The organism is Acinetobacter sp. YH18001, assembly GCF_013416975.1.
GTDB classification, from domain to species: Bacteria; Pseudomonadota; Gammaproteobacteria; order Pseudomonadales; family Moraxellaceae; genus Acinetobacter; species Acinetobacter pseudolwoffii.
Window position 1 is genome coordinate 1 of the sequence record NZ_VPEU01000047.1, and the last position, 16835, is coordinate 16835.

A 16835-nucleotide genomic window follows, 5' to 3' on the forward strand; every position below is an offset into this window, starting at 1 on the left:
GCTGCTGTGCTTTAACTGGATTTTGTTGATCTAAGTATTTTTGATACCAAACACGTAGTGTTTCAGGAGTACAGCCAATTTTAGGAGCAATTGCTGTGATTGCAGCCCAATTCGATGGATAATCTTTTTCAGATTCAATCAATAATTGAACCGCTCTTTCTCTGATTTCAGGGGTATATTTTAATTTTGTCATCGGGATAGTCTCTCAGAATATTGACTCTCCGACAAACCCGGTACGGTTCAACTGGATAAATGCTTCAGTTTTTCCATACGCCATTCACTGATCAAGAGCATCGTAATAAGCCAATCGATTTTCTACAATGATGATACAGGGTGGGTAACCAACTTTTAATAATTCTAAATTTATCAAAAGACGTGATGTACGTTCATTGCCATCAATGAATGGATGGATGCCTACAAAATCTGCATGCACTTTAGCTGCACGTTCAAGCCGATCCGGTGGTGGTTCAGCAGACCAATCCACTTAAGGTTGGGGAGGTTTTAGAGGCGCAGCTCGGAAGAACATCAGGAATTTCAGCTGATCAACCTTTGGTCAGTTGGTTTAAAATTAAAGCCTATAGTGATGGCACATTCAAATATGGTGGTCCCATGATGCATGAGGTTAAAGCGGATATCGGGCCGAGTATATTACTGAAAATCGACAGTATTGAAATTGGGGCAGCTCTTATAAAGCCCAGTTGCTGGATCGTATTTTGATGCTATCCAGATCTTTGACATGGCGGTCGCTTCATACAGCGGACTTTTAGCTCATTCATTCAAATGTTGCAGCTGTCATAGATCACTTTAGCTGAAATCGATAAGTGCTGGCTAAACATGCTCAGGAATCCAACATTTCATTTAAACTCAACAAAATATCTATAAATCTATGCAGGAACCTGTTGTAAATTAGACACTCGAAGAAAATAAATAAAGCTTTATCTTTCTTATTCAATATTGGATGCATCAACCGGAGATTCTCAGTTGCGCGCTGCCCGCTATAAAATTTTGCTCATCATCTTATTGCTACTGGCAGTCGGTTTTGCTCTGTTCCGCTGGTGGCAGGGGCCGGTTCTACCAAGCTATACCTTGAGCACCATGCCGCTGATACAAAATGTAGTGGCCACCGGACGCGTGGCGACAGTCTCGCGTGCTCAGGTGGGCAGTGAAATTAGTGGCGTAGTGCTTGAGCGGCGGGTCACGGAAGGAGATCAGGTGAAACCTGGTGATCTCTTGGTGGTGCTGAAATCGGATGAATTACTGGCTCAAGTACGACAGGCTGAACTGGCACTGACTGAATTGGCCACCAGCAGACGACCACAGGCGACAGCAGAACTGGCCAGTGCCAAAGCACAACTGGAACAGGCCAGTCGTGAAGCAGCACGGAGACGTAATGCCGAAGCGGGCATCCTGTCGGCTGAAGAAATAGAACAGGCCTTAGAGGCAGAAAGAGTTGCCCGCAACAATTATGAAACCGTTCGTCTAAAAGCAGCGGCATTGTCTACGGGACAAGTTGAAGAAGCATCGCTTCGGGAACAGCTGGCAGTGGCGCAGGCGCAACTGGCAAAAACCAAAATTCGGGCTGCGGTCGCAGGTACAGTACTGACACGGGATGTCGAGCCAGGCGATCTGGTTCAACCAGGACAAACCTTATTTACCATTGCCTTAACGGGCAATACAGAAATCCGGGTGCCACTCGATGAACGGAATTTACCGCAACTGGCCTTAGGGCAAAATGCCACCGTGATTAGCGATGCTTATCCGGATCAGTCTTTTCCGGCCCGCATTAACTTTATTGCACCGAGCATTGATCCGCAGCGGGGCACGGTAGAGGTCAGATTAACCGTCAACCCGGTGCCAGATTTTCTGCGTCAGGACATGACCGTATCGGTCAATGTCGAGACAGATAAACGGGAGCGGGCACTGGCTATTCCGAACGATGCGCTTAGCAATATTAAAGGCAATAAGGCAGTGGTCGTGTTGGTACGTGATAGAAAAATCCAGCGCCAACCGGTGACTTTAGGTTTACGGGGTCTGGCCATGTCAGAAGTAACTTCAGGTTTGAGTGAGGGTGATCAGGTGCTGGCCAATGCCGAATCGTTACTGGAAGAGGGTGCGCGAGTCCGTCTCAAGCCACAAGATAGCTCATTGATGAGCTCGACTGACGCGACCGATAGCAAGAATGAATTACCGGTGAAATTCGATTGAAAAAATTTTTCGAGCGGCTTTGGATCGAATGGAAAATCGCGATCAGTTTTTTGCGCGAAGGTCGCGCGCAGTCCATTATGATCACGGTGGGCGTCGCCGTTGGTGTGGCGGTGATTGTGTTTATCACGGCCCTGATTCAGGGGCTACAGGCCAATATTGTCGAACGTACATTAGGTACACAGGCACATATCCGTCTGCTCTCACCCGATGAAGTCAACCGGATTGTGCCGCCGCCTGCCGGGACGGTGCAATTGTTACAGGAAGATAAACGCGCACAACGACTGCGTTCCATCAATAATTGGCAGCAGATTACCGAAACGCTGGATCAGTTGCCGATATTAACTGCTGTGTCGCCTGTGGTCTCCGGGCCGGCCTTTGTACAACGCGGTGATGCGATTGAATCCGTGGCCTTGGTCGGAATGGATCTGGAGCGTTATCAGCAGATCATTCCATTGAAAGAATATTTAACCAGTGGTCAATTACGTGTTGGCGCGGACGATGTACTGATCGGCAGTCAGTTGGCCAAAGATCTAGGGGTTCAGGTCGGTAGCAAATTGCGACTGGATACCGGTCAGCAAAACAGTGCCTTGGTAAATATTGCCGGCATATTTGAACTGGGCGTGCGTGAACTGGATGCGCGTTATGTTTATCTGGACTTGAAACAGGCACAGTCTTTACTCGGTCTGCCCGGTGGTGTAACTGTCATTGATCTGACCATTAACGATATTTTTGAGGCTGATGACATTGCGGCCCAAGTGGGGCGCCTGACCTCATTAAAGGCTGAAAGCTGGATTTCAACCAATGCACAGCTGATGAATGCGATTACTGCACAGAGCCTGTCTACCAATATGATTATTGTTTTTGTCGCCATTTCAGTGGCTTTTGGCATTGCCAGTGTCATGTCCGTCAGCGTGGTACAGCGCACCCGGGAAATTGGTATTTTGCGTGCGACAGGCGCCACCCAGTCACAAATTTTAAGAATTTTCCTGTTTCAGGGGGCCATATTTGGTCTGCTGGGTTCGGTCGTTGGCAGTGCAGCCAGTTATGGTCTGGTCTGGGTATTTAATAATTTTGGCCCCGGATTATTTTATATCCCGATTTCGATCGAGCTGGTACTTCTGGCTTTATTGTTGGCGACATTAACAGGGGTATTGGCCGCTGCAGTACCATCACGCCGGGCAGCGGCACTCGATCCGGTGGAGGCGATTCGTCATGTCTGAACCATCTCAAGAAGTCCTGCGTTTAGAAGCGCTGCGTAAATCTTATAATATTGGTCAGCCCAATGAAATTGAGGTCTTGCATGGTATTGATCTGTGTATTGAACGCCAGGATTTTGCTGCTCTGATTGGGCCTTCTGGCTCCGGAAAAAGTACGCTATTGAATATTCTGGGATTGCTGGATCAACCGAGTAGTGGCGAGCTGTATTTGCTGGGACAGCCGACCAGTGCCATGGATGATCGTGGCCGGACTGCATTACGTGGCAATAGTATTGGATTTGTATTTCAGTTCCATCACCTGATTCAGGCATTTACTGCACTGGATAATATTTTAATGCCCTTGATGATGACGCGAGGCAAACCCGGACAGCAAGGCTTACAACGGGCACGGGATTTGCTGGCTGCAGTGGGACTGGAAAAGTTTGCTGATCGTAAACCGAACGAGCTTTCCGGTGGGCAGCAACAGCGGATTGCGATTGCGCGGGCTTTGATTACAGAGCCAGCCTTACTTCTGGCCGATGAGCCTACCGGTAATCTGGATACGCAGACCGCCGCCGACATGTTTGAGCTGTTTCGTAAAGTGCATCGTGAACGCGACTGCGCCGTTCTGCTGGTGACACATGACCCGCGCCTATCCGCCACCTGTGATCGAACCATTAATCTGGTCGATGGCCGGATTGAAAGTGATTCTCATACGGTTTATCAAACTGAAACTTAGACAATATTTCAAATATTAAATTGACCCGATCCAGATTATTTCTTTATTAGTCAAAGCTGACTAGGGCTGAAACCAGAGAGATTAGTATGCATTGGATTTGACCCTATAATCATCTTCCATCAAATAAGTTAAACAGACTAGAACTTGAATAATATTTAATTAAATATAATATTAAAATATATAATGATGAAAGTGAAATATGATGCATGACTTCCTGAGCGCTTTTCTCGGTGGTTTACTTCTTGGTGTTTCAGTGGTCGGCTATCTGTATATTCATGGCCAGATCGCGGGCATTAGTGGTCTGATTGGACAGGTACTTAATCCTCAAAGCATTTTCAAGACGCCAGCTCTGTGGTTTTTATTGGGTCTCATCATCATTCCATTTGTTTATGGACTATGCATACAACCTGAAATCGAACTGAATACCAGTCCCTGGATGATGGTGATTGCGGGTTTACTGGTCGGTTTTGGCACCCGTTTAGGCTCGGGATGTACCAGTGGCCATGGAATTTGTGGCATCAGCCGTTTATCTAAACGTTCAATCTTGGCTACAGCCATATTTATGTGGGCTGGTTTTATGACAGTTTATGTGATTCGTCACCTGATTGGAGTGCGCTAAAATGAAAAATCTGCTGGCATTTTTATGGGGTGGTTTGTTTTCAGTCGGCTTGATGATTTCCGGTATGGCCAATCCTGAAAAGGTTCTGGATTTTCTGGATGTTTTTGGCGACTGGGATCCGAGTCTGGCCTTTGTGATGCTGGGCGCGATTATGGTCGCCTTTATTCCTTTTCAGAAAGCCACGCGAAATCCGGTAGCTAAAACTGTATTTCATGAACCGATCCAGTTACCGACTAATCAGAAAATTGATTCTAAACTGATGAGCGGCAGTCTTTTATTTGGTATCGGCTGGGGAATTGCCGGTATCTGTCCAGCGCCCAGTCTGACACTCATTGGTTTAGGCCACTATCAGGCTACTTATTTTATTATGGCCATGCTGGCAGGGGTTTATCTACATCGTCAATGGTCAGGAGCATCATCATGAGTCATAGCGCCGTAATTCAAGATTTTTTTCATGAAGATAGCCATACTTTTAGCTATGTGGTGGGTGATCCGGCCACTGGAAAATGTGCGGTGATTGATAGTGTGCTGGATTATGATGCCGCTTCTGCCAGTACATCGACCAGACATGCGGATCGAATTATTGCCTATATACGACAGCAGAACTTTGAGGTTGAGTGGATTCTGGAAACCCATGTGCATGCAGATCATTTGACCGCAGCACAATATCTGCATTCACAGTTGGGCGGCAAGATTGCCATGAGCCAGCATATTTCTATTGTGCAGGAAGTCTTTGGCGCGATCTATCATCTGGATATGAAACAGTTCAATCTGGCGCAGCCTTTTGATTATCTGTTTGCGGATCATGAAAAATTCAATATTGGTTCACTACAGGCCTATAACATTCCGACACCGGGGCATACACCGGCCTGTCTGAGTTATGTGGTCGGGAATGCAGTCTTTGTCGGTGATACCTTGTTTATGCCAGATTATGGCACTGCACGTTGTGATTTTCCCAAAGGCAGTGCGGCAACGCTATTCGATTCGGTGCAAAAACTGTATCAATTGCCGGATGATACCCGGGTATTTCTGTGCCATGACTATTTACCGGAAAGCCGTGATCACTTTGTCTGTGAAACCGATATTCAGACCCAGAAGCAGCATAATATCCATATTCACAGGGGGATGGCCAAAGCTGAATTTATTGAAATGCGCCAGCAACGCGATGCCCAATTAGGTATGCCAAAACTGATTTTACCGGCGATTCAAATCAATATACGTGCCGGTCAATTTCCTGAAGCAGAGGCCAATGGTATTTCCTATTTAAAACTGCCGCTGAATTATTTTCATGCCTGAATGCCTCAATTCTTAAAACCTGGTGATGAAAAGAGGATGTACACGACTGCATACATCCTCCAAGTTTTTAGTGCTTCATTTTAAAGGTCATATCTTTGGGATTGTTCTAATCGGCTAAGCAACACCCTCGTGTCATCCCGCTCATCCGCTTGCTCTCAAATGCGATTAATCATGCTTTATTGATCCAGACTACTTCTGAGCATCCAGGCAGTTTTTTCATGTACATCTAGTCGCTGGGTCAAAATATCCGCTGTTGGTTGATCATTGGCGTCTTCAATCACTGCAAAAATACTTCTGGCGGTACGTGCTACGGTCTCATGGGCATCGACCAGTAGGCGCAGCATTTCTTCAGCTTTTGGCACCCCTTCAACCTCTTTAATAGAGGTCAGTTTTACAAACTGTTTATAGGTGCCAGGTGCTGCAAAACCCAAGGCCCGGATACGTTCAGCAATCACATCCAGCGCATTCCACTGCTCGGTGTATTGGGTCATAAACATATTATGCAGGCTATTGAACTGGGGGCCGGTGACATTCCAGTGGAAATTATGGGTCATCAAATACAGGGTATAGCTGTCTGCCAATAGTCGGGATAAACCATCGACAATCTTGGCACGATCATCATGCGAAATTCCGATATCAATTTTCATTGCTTTAGATTCTTTTTTAGAAGAGGCCATGCTCTTACTCCTTAAAATTTAACAACATGCTGTGTATTAAAATAAAGCCAGATGTATTCGAAGTCCGAGTCAAACGAGGGTTCGATCTTGATGATGACTCCCGAATTGAAACTTAATTTGCATCATCAATATGAACAAGCTGAAAGATTTAAGTGTTTATAAGTTATAGATATTAGATCAATAGACAGGCAGGAAGTTTAGTCATTATGTATAGCCTGCAGAGAGGATTGTAACTTTTCAATTTAATAAACTTATTTCTCTTTATCAACCTAGCGATAATTATCCCAACAGATTTAGAACGTTGAAAAAAGCCTTAGCTATTTCAGAATGGAAATATTGCACTGATTCATGATGACGGATTTGTACGCACTATCACATCTTGCCTGAAGAACTTTTATTGCAACATAGCATGACTAAAATTTTATATCTCTTTTAAATGAATGAGATGGCTGTGTGCAAAGATCATAAAAAAAGAGGGGGTTATAAAAAAATAACACAACGCTGCCTTAATTAAACAAGGCACAACAAAGAATAATAAACCTCTTTCCTAAATGCAGTTATGTTAGGACACAGGCGCAGTCAATAACAATATCCCAGAAAGCAAAATCCTTCGAGACAGAACACTGAGATGAAGTGCTGACTTGAGACAGCATGGGCTGTAGCAACTGGGTTTGCGGGAATCATGTTATTGGCCAACCCATGCGAGACATAAAGCTCAAGCGACTTTGAGATAGACAAAAATATCTGCACTAAACTCAATCTCAGCAAGGAAAACATCATGAAAATTAAGGCGAATAGTCCAGCCACAGGCAAAAATGGTTTAGATAAGCAAAATACCAATAAAAAGAGTGAGCAGCTTGACGTATATCGTAGCGATGCAACCGAGCAGACACTCACCACCAATCAGGGCGTTAAAATCTCAGATAACCAGAACAGTCTTAAAGCAGGTGTTCGTGGTGCGACCTTAATGGAAGATTTTATTCTGCGTGAAAAGATCACACATTTTGACCACGAACGTATTCCTGAGCGTATTGTGCATGCGCGTGGTGTCGGTGCACATGGTTTTTTTGAAGCTTATCCAGGCAATGAAAAGCTGACCAAGGCAGGCTTTCTGACCAATACCAGTGTACAAACGCCGGTATTTGTACGTTTTTCTACGGTACAGGGGCCGCGTGGTTCGGCAGATACTGTACGCGATATTCGTGGTTTCGCGACCAAGTTTTATACTGAAGAAGGTAATTTTGACCTGGTGGCGAATGATGCGCCGGTATTCTTTATTCAGGACGGGATCAAGTTCCCGGATTTTGTACATGCGGTGAAGCCTGAGCCACAAACTGAAATTCCAACCGGTGCATCAGCACATGATACGTTCTGGGATTTTGTTTCTTTAGTGCCTGAATCAGCGCATGCGGTGATGTGGGCCATGTCAGATCGGGGTATTCCGCGTAATTTAAGAGCCATTCAAGGCTTTGGGGTGCATAGCTTCCGGTTGATCAATGCCGAAAATAAAGCGGTTTTTGTGAAATTTCACTGGACGCCAAAACAGGGCCTAGCCCAACTGGTCTGGGATGAAGCACAAAAACTGGCGGGTAAAGACCCGGATTTCCATCGTCGTGACTTATACGAAGCGATTGCATCCGGGAATTATCCAGAATGGGAGCTCGGTGTACAGGTCGTTCCAGAAGAAGATGAAATGAAATATGACTTCGATTTGCTGGATCCAACCAAAATTATTCCGGAAGAACTGGTGCCGGTGACGCCGATTGGCAGAATGGTGCTGAACCGTAATGTCGATTATTTCTTTGGTGAAACCGAGCAGGTAGCATTCTGTCCGGGACATATTGTGCCGGGACTAGATTTTACCAATGATCCCTTATTACAAGCACGTCTGTTCTCCTATACCGATACCCAGCTCAGCCGTTTAGGTGGTCCAAACTTCCACCAGATTCCAATCAACAAGCCGGTTTGTCCGTTCCACAATAATCAGCGTGATGGGTTACATCAGCGTATTGTACATACCGGTCAAGCCAGTTATGAACCAAACTCGATTGATGATCACTGGCCGGCTGAAGCTCCGCCAGCAGCACAAGATGGTGGTTTTGAAAGCTATCAGGAACGTATTGATGGTCACAAGATCCGTCAGCGCAGTGAATCTTTTAGTGATCATTTCAGTCAGCCTCGTCTTTTCTATCGCAGCCAGGCACCCCATGAACAAAAACATATTGTCGATGCCTATGTCTTCGAACTGAGCAAGGTAGAACGCAAATATATTCGTGAGCGTGAAGTACTGGAAGTGCTGTGTAACATCGACTTGGACTTGGCTCAGCAAGTTGCGGATCAATTGGGCATTGAAATTCCGGCAGAGAAAAAAGCGGCAACATTGCCAGAGGTAAAGGTTTCACCGCGTTTATCTTTCGAGGCCTTTAAACCCGAAGATATTAAGGCACGGAAAATCGCGCTACTGGTACACGATAAAGCCAATGAGGCCAGTATCAAAGCCGTTCAAGCCTGGGCAGAATCAGAGGGTGCTGTGGTCGATGTACTGACCCCGAAACCGGGTCCGGTACTGGGTCAGCAAGGCGAGGTAATTCCTTCTGACGGTATGCAAAAAGCCGAGCCATCGATTGCCTATGATGCCGTGGTGATTGCTGACGGTGACAATTACGATGTGGTGATGAAAGATGGTGTGGCGACTCATTATCTGCTGGAAGCGTATAAGCACCTGAAACCGATTATTTTCCTGGGTGATAAAGGCAAACTGATTGAAGATCTGCGCCTGATCAGGGATGAAGGGACTTTGGCGCATGAACAGTTTGACGCGGTACAAGACAGCTTCAAGACTTTGATCATGAACCATCGTGTCTGGGCGCGTGAATTGGTTGCAGAAAGCATTCCTGCCTAAACCACTAGAGGATAGGAGCCTTGGCGGCTTCTATCCTTCTGGTTTCAAAATGGATAAATAATATGGTAAGACCGGATGCCAAAAAGTTATTGGCACAGGTACAGCAAGCCAAATGGAACCGAGAACAGGACATCTATCTCATTGAGCATAACCATTTGCCTTTAGCTGAACTGATGCAGCAACTTTGTTTCAATGAAGAAGAAATCATGGCACGCCGTAAGTTATTAGGCCTGACCACACGGTTAAAACAAATGCGAAAACTTTCCCATTAACTGACTTTAAAACATAACAACAGTGCCGTATTTTATGAGGAAGAACCTGCATGAACCTCGGTTCAATATTACAAAGATTTGAAAATTCTCCGCTGGAGCTAGAAGAAAAAATTCCTAAGACCCTGATGGAACTGGTATCGATTTCCGATCAGATTCCTTATCCCGCTTCTGGAAACACCTTAAAACGCTGGCGGATGCTTAGTCAGGTTTCCGCAAGCAATCTGAGTCTGGGCAAACTGTTTGAATCACATCTGGATGCCTTGGCCATTTTGCATGAACTGAATATTCCGCTAGAGCAAAAAGGTCTATGGGCAGTCTGGGCGGCAGAAGGCGGGCCAAGCCCTTTAATATTAGACGCTGGAAAACTTACAGGAATAAAGCCTTGGTGTTCTGCCTCGGTCTGGGTGCAATATGGTCTGCTGACTTATCGTGATGAGCAGCAACGATCACAGTTGCTGATTCTTGATCTGCAACAAGCAGGTATTCAGCATCATACGGACATTTGGCAGGCGGTGGGCATGCAGCATACCTTGACTGCCCGGCTTGAACTGAATCAGGTTAATGCTGAAAAAGTTGCAGCGCCGAATGCTTATCTGGATCGGGCGGGCTTCTGGCATGGCGCTGCCGGCGTGGCTGCCTGCTGGTACGGCGCAACCGTGCGTTTGGCTGAATATTTAAAACAGGCTGTCTTGTTAAAACCGCATGCCTATAAGGCCATGTATCTCGGTGAAATCAGTCGGAAGCTTTTAGCGACACAGGCTTTGTTTTATCAAGTCGCAGATTTAATTGATCAGCAGCCTAAATTTCCCCATCAATTACAGATTCAGGCCTTGCGTGCTCAGGTTGAAGCGACCGCTTTAAACGTGCTGACTCAGGTGGGTAAGGCCCTTGGCGCTGCACCGTATTGCGAGCAGCCACATTTTGCCCGACTTGCAGCCGATCTGCCGGTGTTTATTCGTCAGAGCCATGCCGCCTTTGATCTGGAACGGATTGGTGAATTGAGTGTGCAGGAGGAAGAGTTATGGACATTATAAGACACGAGATTGTCGAAGACCGTGTCATCCATGGCGAAGGTACACGGCTTGAAGAATGGCGCTCTTGCCAGATTTTGCAACAGATGCCGGAATTCGATATTCCCAGCATTATTCCATCAGATGCCCGAGTCTGCATTATTGCCCCGCATCCGGATGATGAAATTTTGGGTTGTGGCGGTCTGATTCAGCGTCTGGACACATTGGGATATCAGATTGTACTTTTTGCCGTTACCAATGGTACCGCCAGCCATCCAGACTCGATTTTGTATAACCCGGAAGAGTTGAACCAGATTCGTCCTGCTGAAACGCGAGCAGCTTTGGAAGAGTTAGCATTGAAGCAGAATATTCTGCGGATTGCGCTGGATATTCAGGATGGCCAGGTCGCAGAACAGCGAGAACTGCTGAAACAGCATTTGCAATCTTATTTGCAGCCCAATGATGTGCTCATTACCACCTTTGTGCATGATGGACATCCAGATCATGAAATTACAGGGCAGGTCACCCAACAGCTAGCAACCGAACGGCACTTATCCTGTATTCAGGTCCTGATTTGGGCCTGGCATTGGGCCACACCTGGAGATACCAGAATTCCCTGGACCATCGCTCATCAACTCAAATTGACTGATCGAGAATTGCACTATAAGTCTCGAGCTGCGCGGTGTTTTAAGAGTCAGATCGAGCTTGACCCTAGCATAGAACAGGCACCCATTCTGCCAGAGCAGGCATTACAGCGTATTTTACAACCCTGGGAGGTGTATCTGTATGAATAGTAAAGTAGCCTATGATCAGGAATATTTTGATGCCTTGTATGCGCTGAATCAGGGAGATCCCTGGCACTATGAACAACGCTGGTATGAACAGCGCAAACGGCAGATTTGTCTGGCGGTCTTGCCGCGTTTGCAGTTTGACTCCGCGATTGAAATTGGTTGTAGTAATGGCATCTTCAGTCAGGAACTGGCACAGCGAACAGCAACTTTAATGTGTCTGGATGCCAACGAAACTGCTATTCAATTGGCTCGGCAGCGTTTACATGCTTATCCGCATGTACAGGTGCTACAGCGGATTGTGCCAGATCACTTGCCGCAACAGAAATTTCAGCTCATTGTGATCAGTGAGATTCTATATTATTTAGATCCGGCCGCATTACAACAGGTGCTGGCATGGTTGCATACTGCACTGGAACCGGGTGGATGTATCTTGAGTTGTCATTGGCGCGCGCCGATTGCAGGATTTAGCTTAAATGGTGAAGAGGTACATCGACAATTAAAAGCCCAGTTAAAATATAAGCATAATCTCAGCGTACAGGATTCAGACTTTCTGGTCGATCTGTGGCTGAATTCTGCGCAATCCGTAGCTGAGCAGGAGGGCTTGAAATGAAGAAAATTGCGGTGGTGATTCCGGCCTGTAATGAAGAAGCCTATATTGAACGTTGCCTGAAGGCATTAAAATCTGCACGACTTTACTTCTTTCAGCATGTGGGAAAATTAGCAGTTCTGCCCGAGATCAAGATTCTGGTGGTTTTAGACAGTTGCACCGATTCTACTGCAAGCAAAGTTCAGCAGTCGGGAATTCAGACGATCAGTTGTCATTTTAAAAATGTAGGAAAGGCACGTCATTTGGGCGTTCAGCACATGATCGAGCAGGGTTGTGACTGGATTTGTTGTACTGATGCCGATTCTTTTGTACAGCGTGACTGGTTTCAGGTCATGTTGCAGCACCAACCGGCGGATGTGATTTGTGGGGTGGTCGATCTGGATGAATGGGGGCATTTAAGCACATTAGCCCGTCAGACTTATCTGAGTCATTATCAGGACAAGATGGATCACCGTCATATTCATGGGGCAAATCTATGTTTTAAAGCCGCGTCTTATCTACAGGTAAACGGCTTTCAGCAACTGGACTGTCATGAAGATGTCGATTTCATCCATCGCCTAGAACATGTCGGGGCAAAGATTATCTGGTCGAATCAGCTCAGAGTGACCACCAGCAGTCGGCTTAGCTCAAAAATTGCAGCCGGTTTTGCACATTTTCTGCAAAATCTGGAGCTTAAACAAGCCGCTGAAAAACCGATCAGCCTATGCAAATAAAATTACAAAATTATAAATTTTATACAATCAGCCACTTGTAAAAAATCTTGAAATTAGCGCCTAAAAGCTATTCCATTTAAAATTATTCTGTTTATAATTCACGCAAATTAAGCCCCACCTACTTATACATTTCAGCTATAAGTCAGTGGGGTTTTTCTATGGATGATCGGTAATGGATGCCTGAGCCTTCTTTTTAGGTAATACAATGTTTAATCAAACTCTGCTTTCTCGAATTCAGTCTCCATCACCCCATCTATGGCAGAAAATAGCGACTGCATTGTGCTTCTTTAGCTTGGGTTTTAGTACCGCAGCTTGGGCACCTTTAATTCCCTATGCACAGCAGCGCCTGTTACTCAATCATGCAGACTTTGGTCTGTTATTACTCTGTGCCGGAATTGGATCCATGCTGGCGATGCCACTGGCAGGCCGACTCGCCAATACATTAGGTTGCCGTGCTGTTCTGGCTGTGGTGTTAACAGCATTTTTGTTTATCTTGCCTGCTTTGGCGTATAGCCCGAATCATTTGATGATGGCGATCAGCCTGTTTTTCTTTGGGGCCAGTGCTGGTGCTTTGGGGGTGACAGTCAATATTCAGGCCGCACAGGTTGAGAAAAAACTTGCTAAAAGTTTAATGTCGGGTTTCCATGGCGTATGTAGCCTCGGTGGTCTGGCCGGTGTGCTGGGAATGACCACGTTAATGGGATTCGGTCTAGCGCCTTTAACTGGCGCAGTTATTGTCAGTGCGATTTTGCTATTGATTGCAATATTGGCTATTCCTTTTAGCTTGGGGATTGAGCCAAAAACAGTGCTAGAGGAAACCTCCTCATCAGAACAGTCAGCGACAAAAGCAGCACCCACCTGGGCGATTCTAGGCATCGGTTTGATCTGTTTTGTGGCGTTCCTGTCCGAAGGCGCAGCGATGGACTGGAGCGGGATTTATCTTGCCAGCCAGTTCAATTTGCCAGCGGCTCAAACTGGTTTGGCTTATAGCTTCTTTGCGGCCTTGATGGTATTGGGTCGTTTCAGCGGACATCTCATTATTCAACAGTTTGGTGAAAAAAATACCATTCTACTGAGTGCAATTTTGGCTGCAACCGGTTTATTGACTGTGGTCTTTGCACCAGTCTGGCAAGTAGTGTTGCTGGGCTATGCCATTCTCGGTCTGGGCAGTGCTAATATTGTACCGTTAATGTTTTCACGTGCAGGCCGTCAAAAAACCTTGGCTTCACATGTGGCATTATCCTATGTATCGGTATTTGCATACACAGGTTCACTGATCGGACCGGCATTGGTCGGTTTCGGCAGTGAAATTATTGGCTTGAGTCTGGTGTTTAGTGTGATTGCGATAGGTCTATTCAGTATTGTGATTTTGAATCATCTGACTGCAGATCCAAAAGATGCACAAGCGGCCGAAGAGCTTATTTCTCCGCTACAAAACGAAACACCAGCATAATGCTGGTGTTTTTTTCAGGTGTGTATTTAAGCATGCACACTGAACTGGGTGGAAATTCCGCTAGCCACCGGACGATAGATTCGTACACTCTGTGATTTTTTCAAGTCAGTGATAAATTGATCTCGCCAGCGAATAATATCGAAGTTTTTCAAGCCTTGGCTTAAATAACGATAACGTTCTAAACGCTCCGATTTAGACATGCGCAGCGCTTTTTTCAAGGCTTTGGACATACTGTCATGCTCATAAGGATCGACCAGTAAGGCTTCTTTCATTTGTTCAGCAGCACCGGCATATTTAGACAGAATCAAAACACCCGGATCGAGTGGATTCTGCGCCGCAATATATTCTTTCGCCACCAGATTCATACCATCCCGGATCGAATTTACCCAGCAAATATCTGCCTTACGATACAGTTGCATTAAGGCTTCATGACCTAAGGTTTCATAACTGCAATCGAAAGGTTGCCAGTCTGCTGTGCCATGCTGGGTATTGAGTTCCTGCACGGCAGACTGGAATTGCTCATACAGGTTTTTATAGGTTTTGACATCCAGTCGGCATGGGCAGGCAATTTGCAGTTGCTGAAACTGATGTTTAAATTCGGGCTGATCTTCCAGCAAGCTTTGCAAGGATCCGATTTTCTCCAGTAAACCCTTACTATAATCAATCCGGTCGACCGAAATAATACGTTTATAAGGACGGACTGTCTCGAGATCAAAAGGCAATTTGCTAAGCTGGCTATCAGCCGCCTGATTTTGCAGTTGAACTGGATGCACGCCAATTGGATAGCATTTCACATAAATCCGTCTTGACTGATAATTCAGGATTTCATCATGACGATGCTTGATTTTTAAGGTCTGTTCCAGAAACTGGATACAGTTTTTCTGATCGCGTGGGGTTTGAAATCCGAGTACATCAAAATGAGCCAGATGATGCGCCAGATCCTGATAGGCTGGTAAAGTCTGCCAGAGTTTCAGTTCAGGAAAAGGAATATGCAGGAAGAAACCAATACGGTTACGCATACCCAGTTTCCGACAGTAATGCGCCACACTTAAAAAATGGTAATCATGAATCCAGATGATGTCATGGGGAGAGGCGACCTGTTTCAGATGCTTGGCAAAGCGTAAATTGACATCTTTATAGGTTTTGAAATCCTGTGGCTGATAATCCACAAGTTGATGCTGATCATGCATCAGCGGCCATAAGGCATTATTGGCAAAACCACAATAAAACCCCTGATATTGGGGCTCAGTCAAAGGACTCGTATGATATTCAACATTCTGATGTTTGAGGATTTGAAACTTCTGCTCTTTGCCATGATCGACTCTGGAACCATTCCAGCCGACCCAAATGCCGCCAATATCCTGCAAAGCATCCTGCAATGCCACCGCTAATCCACCTGCCTGTGTATTGTCTGGGTTAGGTAGATTCACACGATTTGATAACACAATGAGTTTTGACATGTGATTTCTCCAATAATTGTTGTTGTTGTGCTTTAAATAATGCTAAAAGCTCCGTTAAAAAAGCTTGTACTTGTGTTACGTTTTCGAGCCGATGTTGTGCTACGGTGTTGCCCGTGCCGACTTTAATGGAACAGCCCTTTAAGCTATTAATCACCTGAAAGCCAGCTTCATCGGTCAGGTCATCACCGATAAAAATAGGGTAATGATCACTTAAATGAGCTTGCTGGTGAATGTGTTGAATGGCTGAACCTTTGTTTGCACCTTTGGGTACCAGCTCAAATACAAACTTCCCGGCCTTCAGTTCAAATGCTTGAAAGTGGGTCAGACAATCCAATGCAAATGTATGCACCAGATCTTCTAAATGTGGATGTTCACGAAAATGCAGTGCGACCGAATAGTCTTTCTTTTCTATTCGAATCTGAGGAAGCTGAGCGCTATGTTCAGTAATATAATTTTTTAATAATTCAAATTGCTCAGAATTTAAATCAATTAAATGACTTAAATGCGATTGATAGTTTAATTCCAGACCATGTGAGCCGGCAATATTCCAGTCAAAGGGATAAATAAGTTTTTGAGCTTGTGCAATAGAACGTCCAGTGATTAATACCAACTCAATATATTGTTGTAGCTCTTTCAAGGTATTTAAGGTTTCATCTTTAATTATATTTTTTGTTGGATCAGGATGGAATTCAGAAATAGTTCCATCAATATCAAGAAATAAAATAAGTTTATGAGAATAAATAACTGGATTGAGTTGAGTTAAAATCACTTGAGCTAATAGAGGAGAAGGCACTATAAGTGAATCTTCTACATCTTGATCAGAGTGTTGAGCGGACATAAACTCTACCTAAGTATTTGAAATAAAATTAATTTATTTCTTGATATTGATGGAACT

17 protein-coding genes and 2 pseudogenes are annotated in these 16835 nt (G+C 45.2%); 14 read left to right on the forward strand and 5 right to left on the reverse strand.

Annotated features, from left to right (window positions below):
* Both FTV48_RS12240 and FTV48_RS12245 read right to left on the reverse strand, forming a co-directional pair.
* Positions 1-193 (reverse strand): annotated as a pseudogene (locus FTV48_RS12240) (IS3 family transposase); the annotation flags it as partial.
* Positions 194-280: 87 nt separating this feature from the next.
* A pseudogene (locus FTV48_RS12245) lies at positions 281-451 on the reverse strand (Fic family protein); the annotation flags it as partial.
* 8 nt (positions 452-459) lie between these two features.
* On the opposite strand from FTV48_RS12245, the gene FTV48_RS12250 reads away from it, so the two are divergent.
* From FTV48_RS12250 to FTV48_RS12280, 7 genes are all read left to right on the forward strand, one after another.
* Positions 460-717: an MlrC C-terminal domain-containing protein gene (locus tag FTV48_RS12250; RefSeq protein WP_157797498.1), complete on the forward strand. Its 258-nt coding sequence runs from the start codon at positions 460-462 to the stop codon at positions 715-717.
* Positions 718-981: 264 nt separating this feature from the next.
* The gene (locus tag FTV48_RS12255) at positions 982-2205 is read left to right on the forward strand and encodes an efflux RND transporter periplasmic adaptor subunit (RefSeq protein ID WP_180000510.1); all 1224 of its coding nucleotides are present in this window, start codon (positions 982-984) and stop codon (positions 2203-2205) included.
* Entirely contained in the window at positions 2202-3425 is a 1224-nt protein-coding gene (locus tag FTV48_RS12260; RefSeq protein ID WP_180000512.1) for an ABC transporter permease, read from the forward strand. The genes FTV48_RS12255 and FTV48_RS12260 overlap by 4 nt, the downstream gene beginning before the upstream one ends.
* Positions 3418-4140: an ABC transporter ATP-binding protein gene (locus tag FTV48_RS12265; RefSeq protein ID WP_100354855.1), complete on the forward strand. Its 723-nt coding sequence runs from the start codon at positions 3418-3420 to the stop codon at positions 4138-4140. Before FTV48_RS12260 ends, FTV48_RS12265 begins: the two co-directional genes overlap by 8 nt.
* A 202-nt stretch (positions 4141-4342) precedes the next feature.
* Complete coding sequence (locus tag FTV48_RS12270; RefSeq protein WP_100328987.1) at positions 4343-4759, forward strand: YeeE/YedE family protein; 417 nt, start codon at positions 4343-4345, stop codon at positions 4757-4759.
* A gap of 1 nt (position 4760) precedes the next feature.
* The gene (locus FTV48_RS12275) at positions 4761-5183 is read left to right on the forward strand and encodes a YeeE/YedE family protein (RefSeq protein ID WP_005096132.1); all 423 of its coding nucleotides are present in this window, start codon (positions 4761-4763) and stop codon (positions 5181-5183) included.
* The gene (locus FTV48_RS12280; RefSeq protein WP_100534452.1) at positions 5180-6055 is read left to right on the forward strand and encodes an MBL fold metallo-hydrolase; all 876 of its coding nucleotides are present in this window, start codon (positions 5180-5182) and stop codon (positions 6053-6055) included. Before FTV48_RS12275 ends, FTV48_RS12280 begins: the two co-directional genes overlap by 4 nt.
* A gap of 176 nt (positions 6056-6231) precedes the next feature.
* On the opposite strand, the gene FTV48_RS12285 is transcribed toward FTV48_RS12280, so the two are convergent.
* Entirely contained in the window at positions 6232-6732 is a 501-nt protein-coding gene (locus FTV48_RS12285; RefSeq protein ID WP_005096135.1) for a Dps family protein, read from the reverse strand.
* 778 nt (positions 6733-7510) lie between these two features.
* Here FTV48_RS12285 and katE point away from each other — a divergent pair.
* The 7 genes from katE to FTV48_RS12320 all read left to right on the forward strand — a co-directional run bounded on the left by katE (position 7511) and on the right by FTV48_RS12320 (position 14480).
* Positions 7511-9634 (forward strand): catalase HPII, encoded by a 2124-nt coding sequence (gene katE, locus FTV48_RS12290; protein WP_100328868.1) that lies wholly within the window; start codon positions 7511-7513, stop codon positions 9632-9634.
* Positions 9635-9696: 62 nt separating this feature from the next.
* A complete protein-coding gene (locus FTV48_RS12295; protein ID WP_005172145.1) occupies positions 9697-9906 on the forward strand; it encodes a hypothetical protein in 210 nt (69 codons plus the stop codon).
* 50 nt (positions 9907-9956) lie between these two features.
* A complete protein-coding gene (locus FTV48_RS12300; RefSeq protein WP_100534451.1) occupies positions 9957-10940 on the forward strand; it encodes an acyl-CoA dehydrogenase in 984 nt (327 codons plus the stop codon).
* A complete protein-coding gene (locus FTV48_RS12305; protein WP_005172141.1) occupies positions 10928-11710 on the forward strand; it encodes a PIG-L deacetylase family protein in 783 nt (260 codons plus the stop codon). Before FTV48_RS12300 ends, FTV48_RS12305 begins: the two co-directional genes overlap by 13 nt.
* Entirely contained in the window at positions 11703-12317 is a 615-nt protein-coding gene (locus tag FTV48_RS12310) for a class I SAM-dependent methyltransferase (RefSeq protein ID WP_100534450.1), read from the forward strand. Before FTV48_RS12305 ends, FTV48_RS12310 begins: the two co-directional genes overlap by 8 nt.
* Positions 12314-13027: a glycosyltransferase family 2 protein gene (locus FTV48_RS12315; protein WP_005172136.1), complete on the forward strand. Its 714-nt coding sequence runs from the start codon at positions 12314-12316 to the stop codon at positions 13025-13027. The genes FTV48_RS12310 and FTV48_RS12315 overlap by 4 nt, the downstream gene beginning before the upstream one ends.
* Positions 13028-13232: 205 nt before the next feature.
* The gene (locus FTV48_RS12320; protein ID WP_100534449.1) at positions 13233-14480 is read left to right on the forward strand and encodes an MFS transporter; all 1248 of its coding nucleotides are present in this window, start codon (positions 13233-13235) and stop codon (positions 14478-14480) included.
* A gap of 26 nt (positions 14481-14506) precedes the next feature.
* On the opposite strand, the gene FTV48_RS12325 is transcribed toward FTV48_RS12320, so the two are convergent.
* Positions 14507-15940, reverse strand: a complete 1434-nt coding sequence (locus tag FTV48_RS12325) for a trehalose-6-phosphate synthase (RefSeq protein ID WP_005096146.1) — start codon at positions 15938-15940, stop codon at positions 14507-14509.
* The gene (gene otsB / locus FTV48_RS12330) at positions 15897-16778 is read right to left on the reverse strand and encodes a trehalose-phosphatase (protein WP_100534448.1); all 882 of its coding nucleotides are present in this window, start codon (positions 16776-16778) and stop codon (positions 15897-15899) included. The genes FTV48_RS12325 and otsB overlap by 44 nt, the downstream gene beginning before the upstream one ends.
* Positions 16779-16835 lie beyond the last annotated feature (57 nt).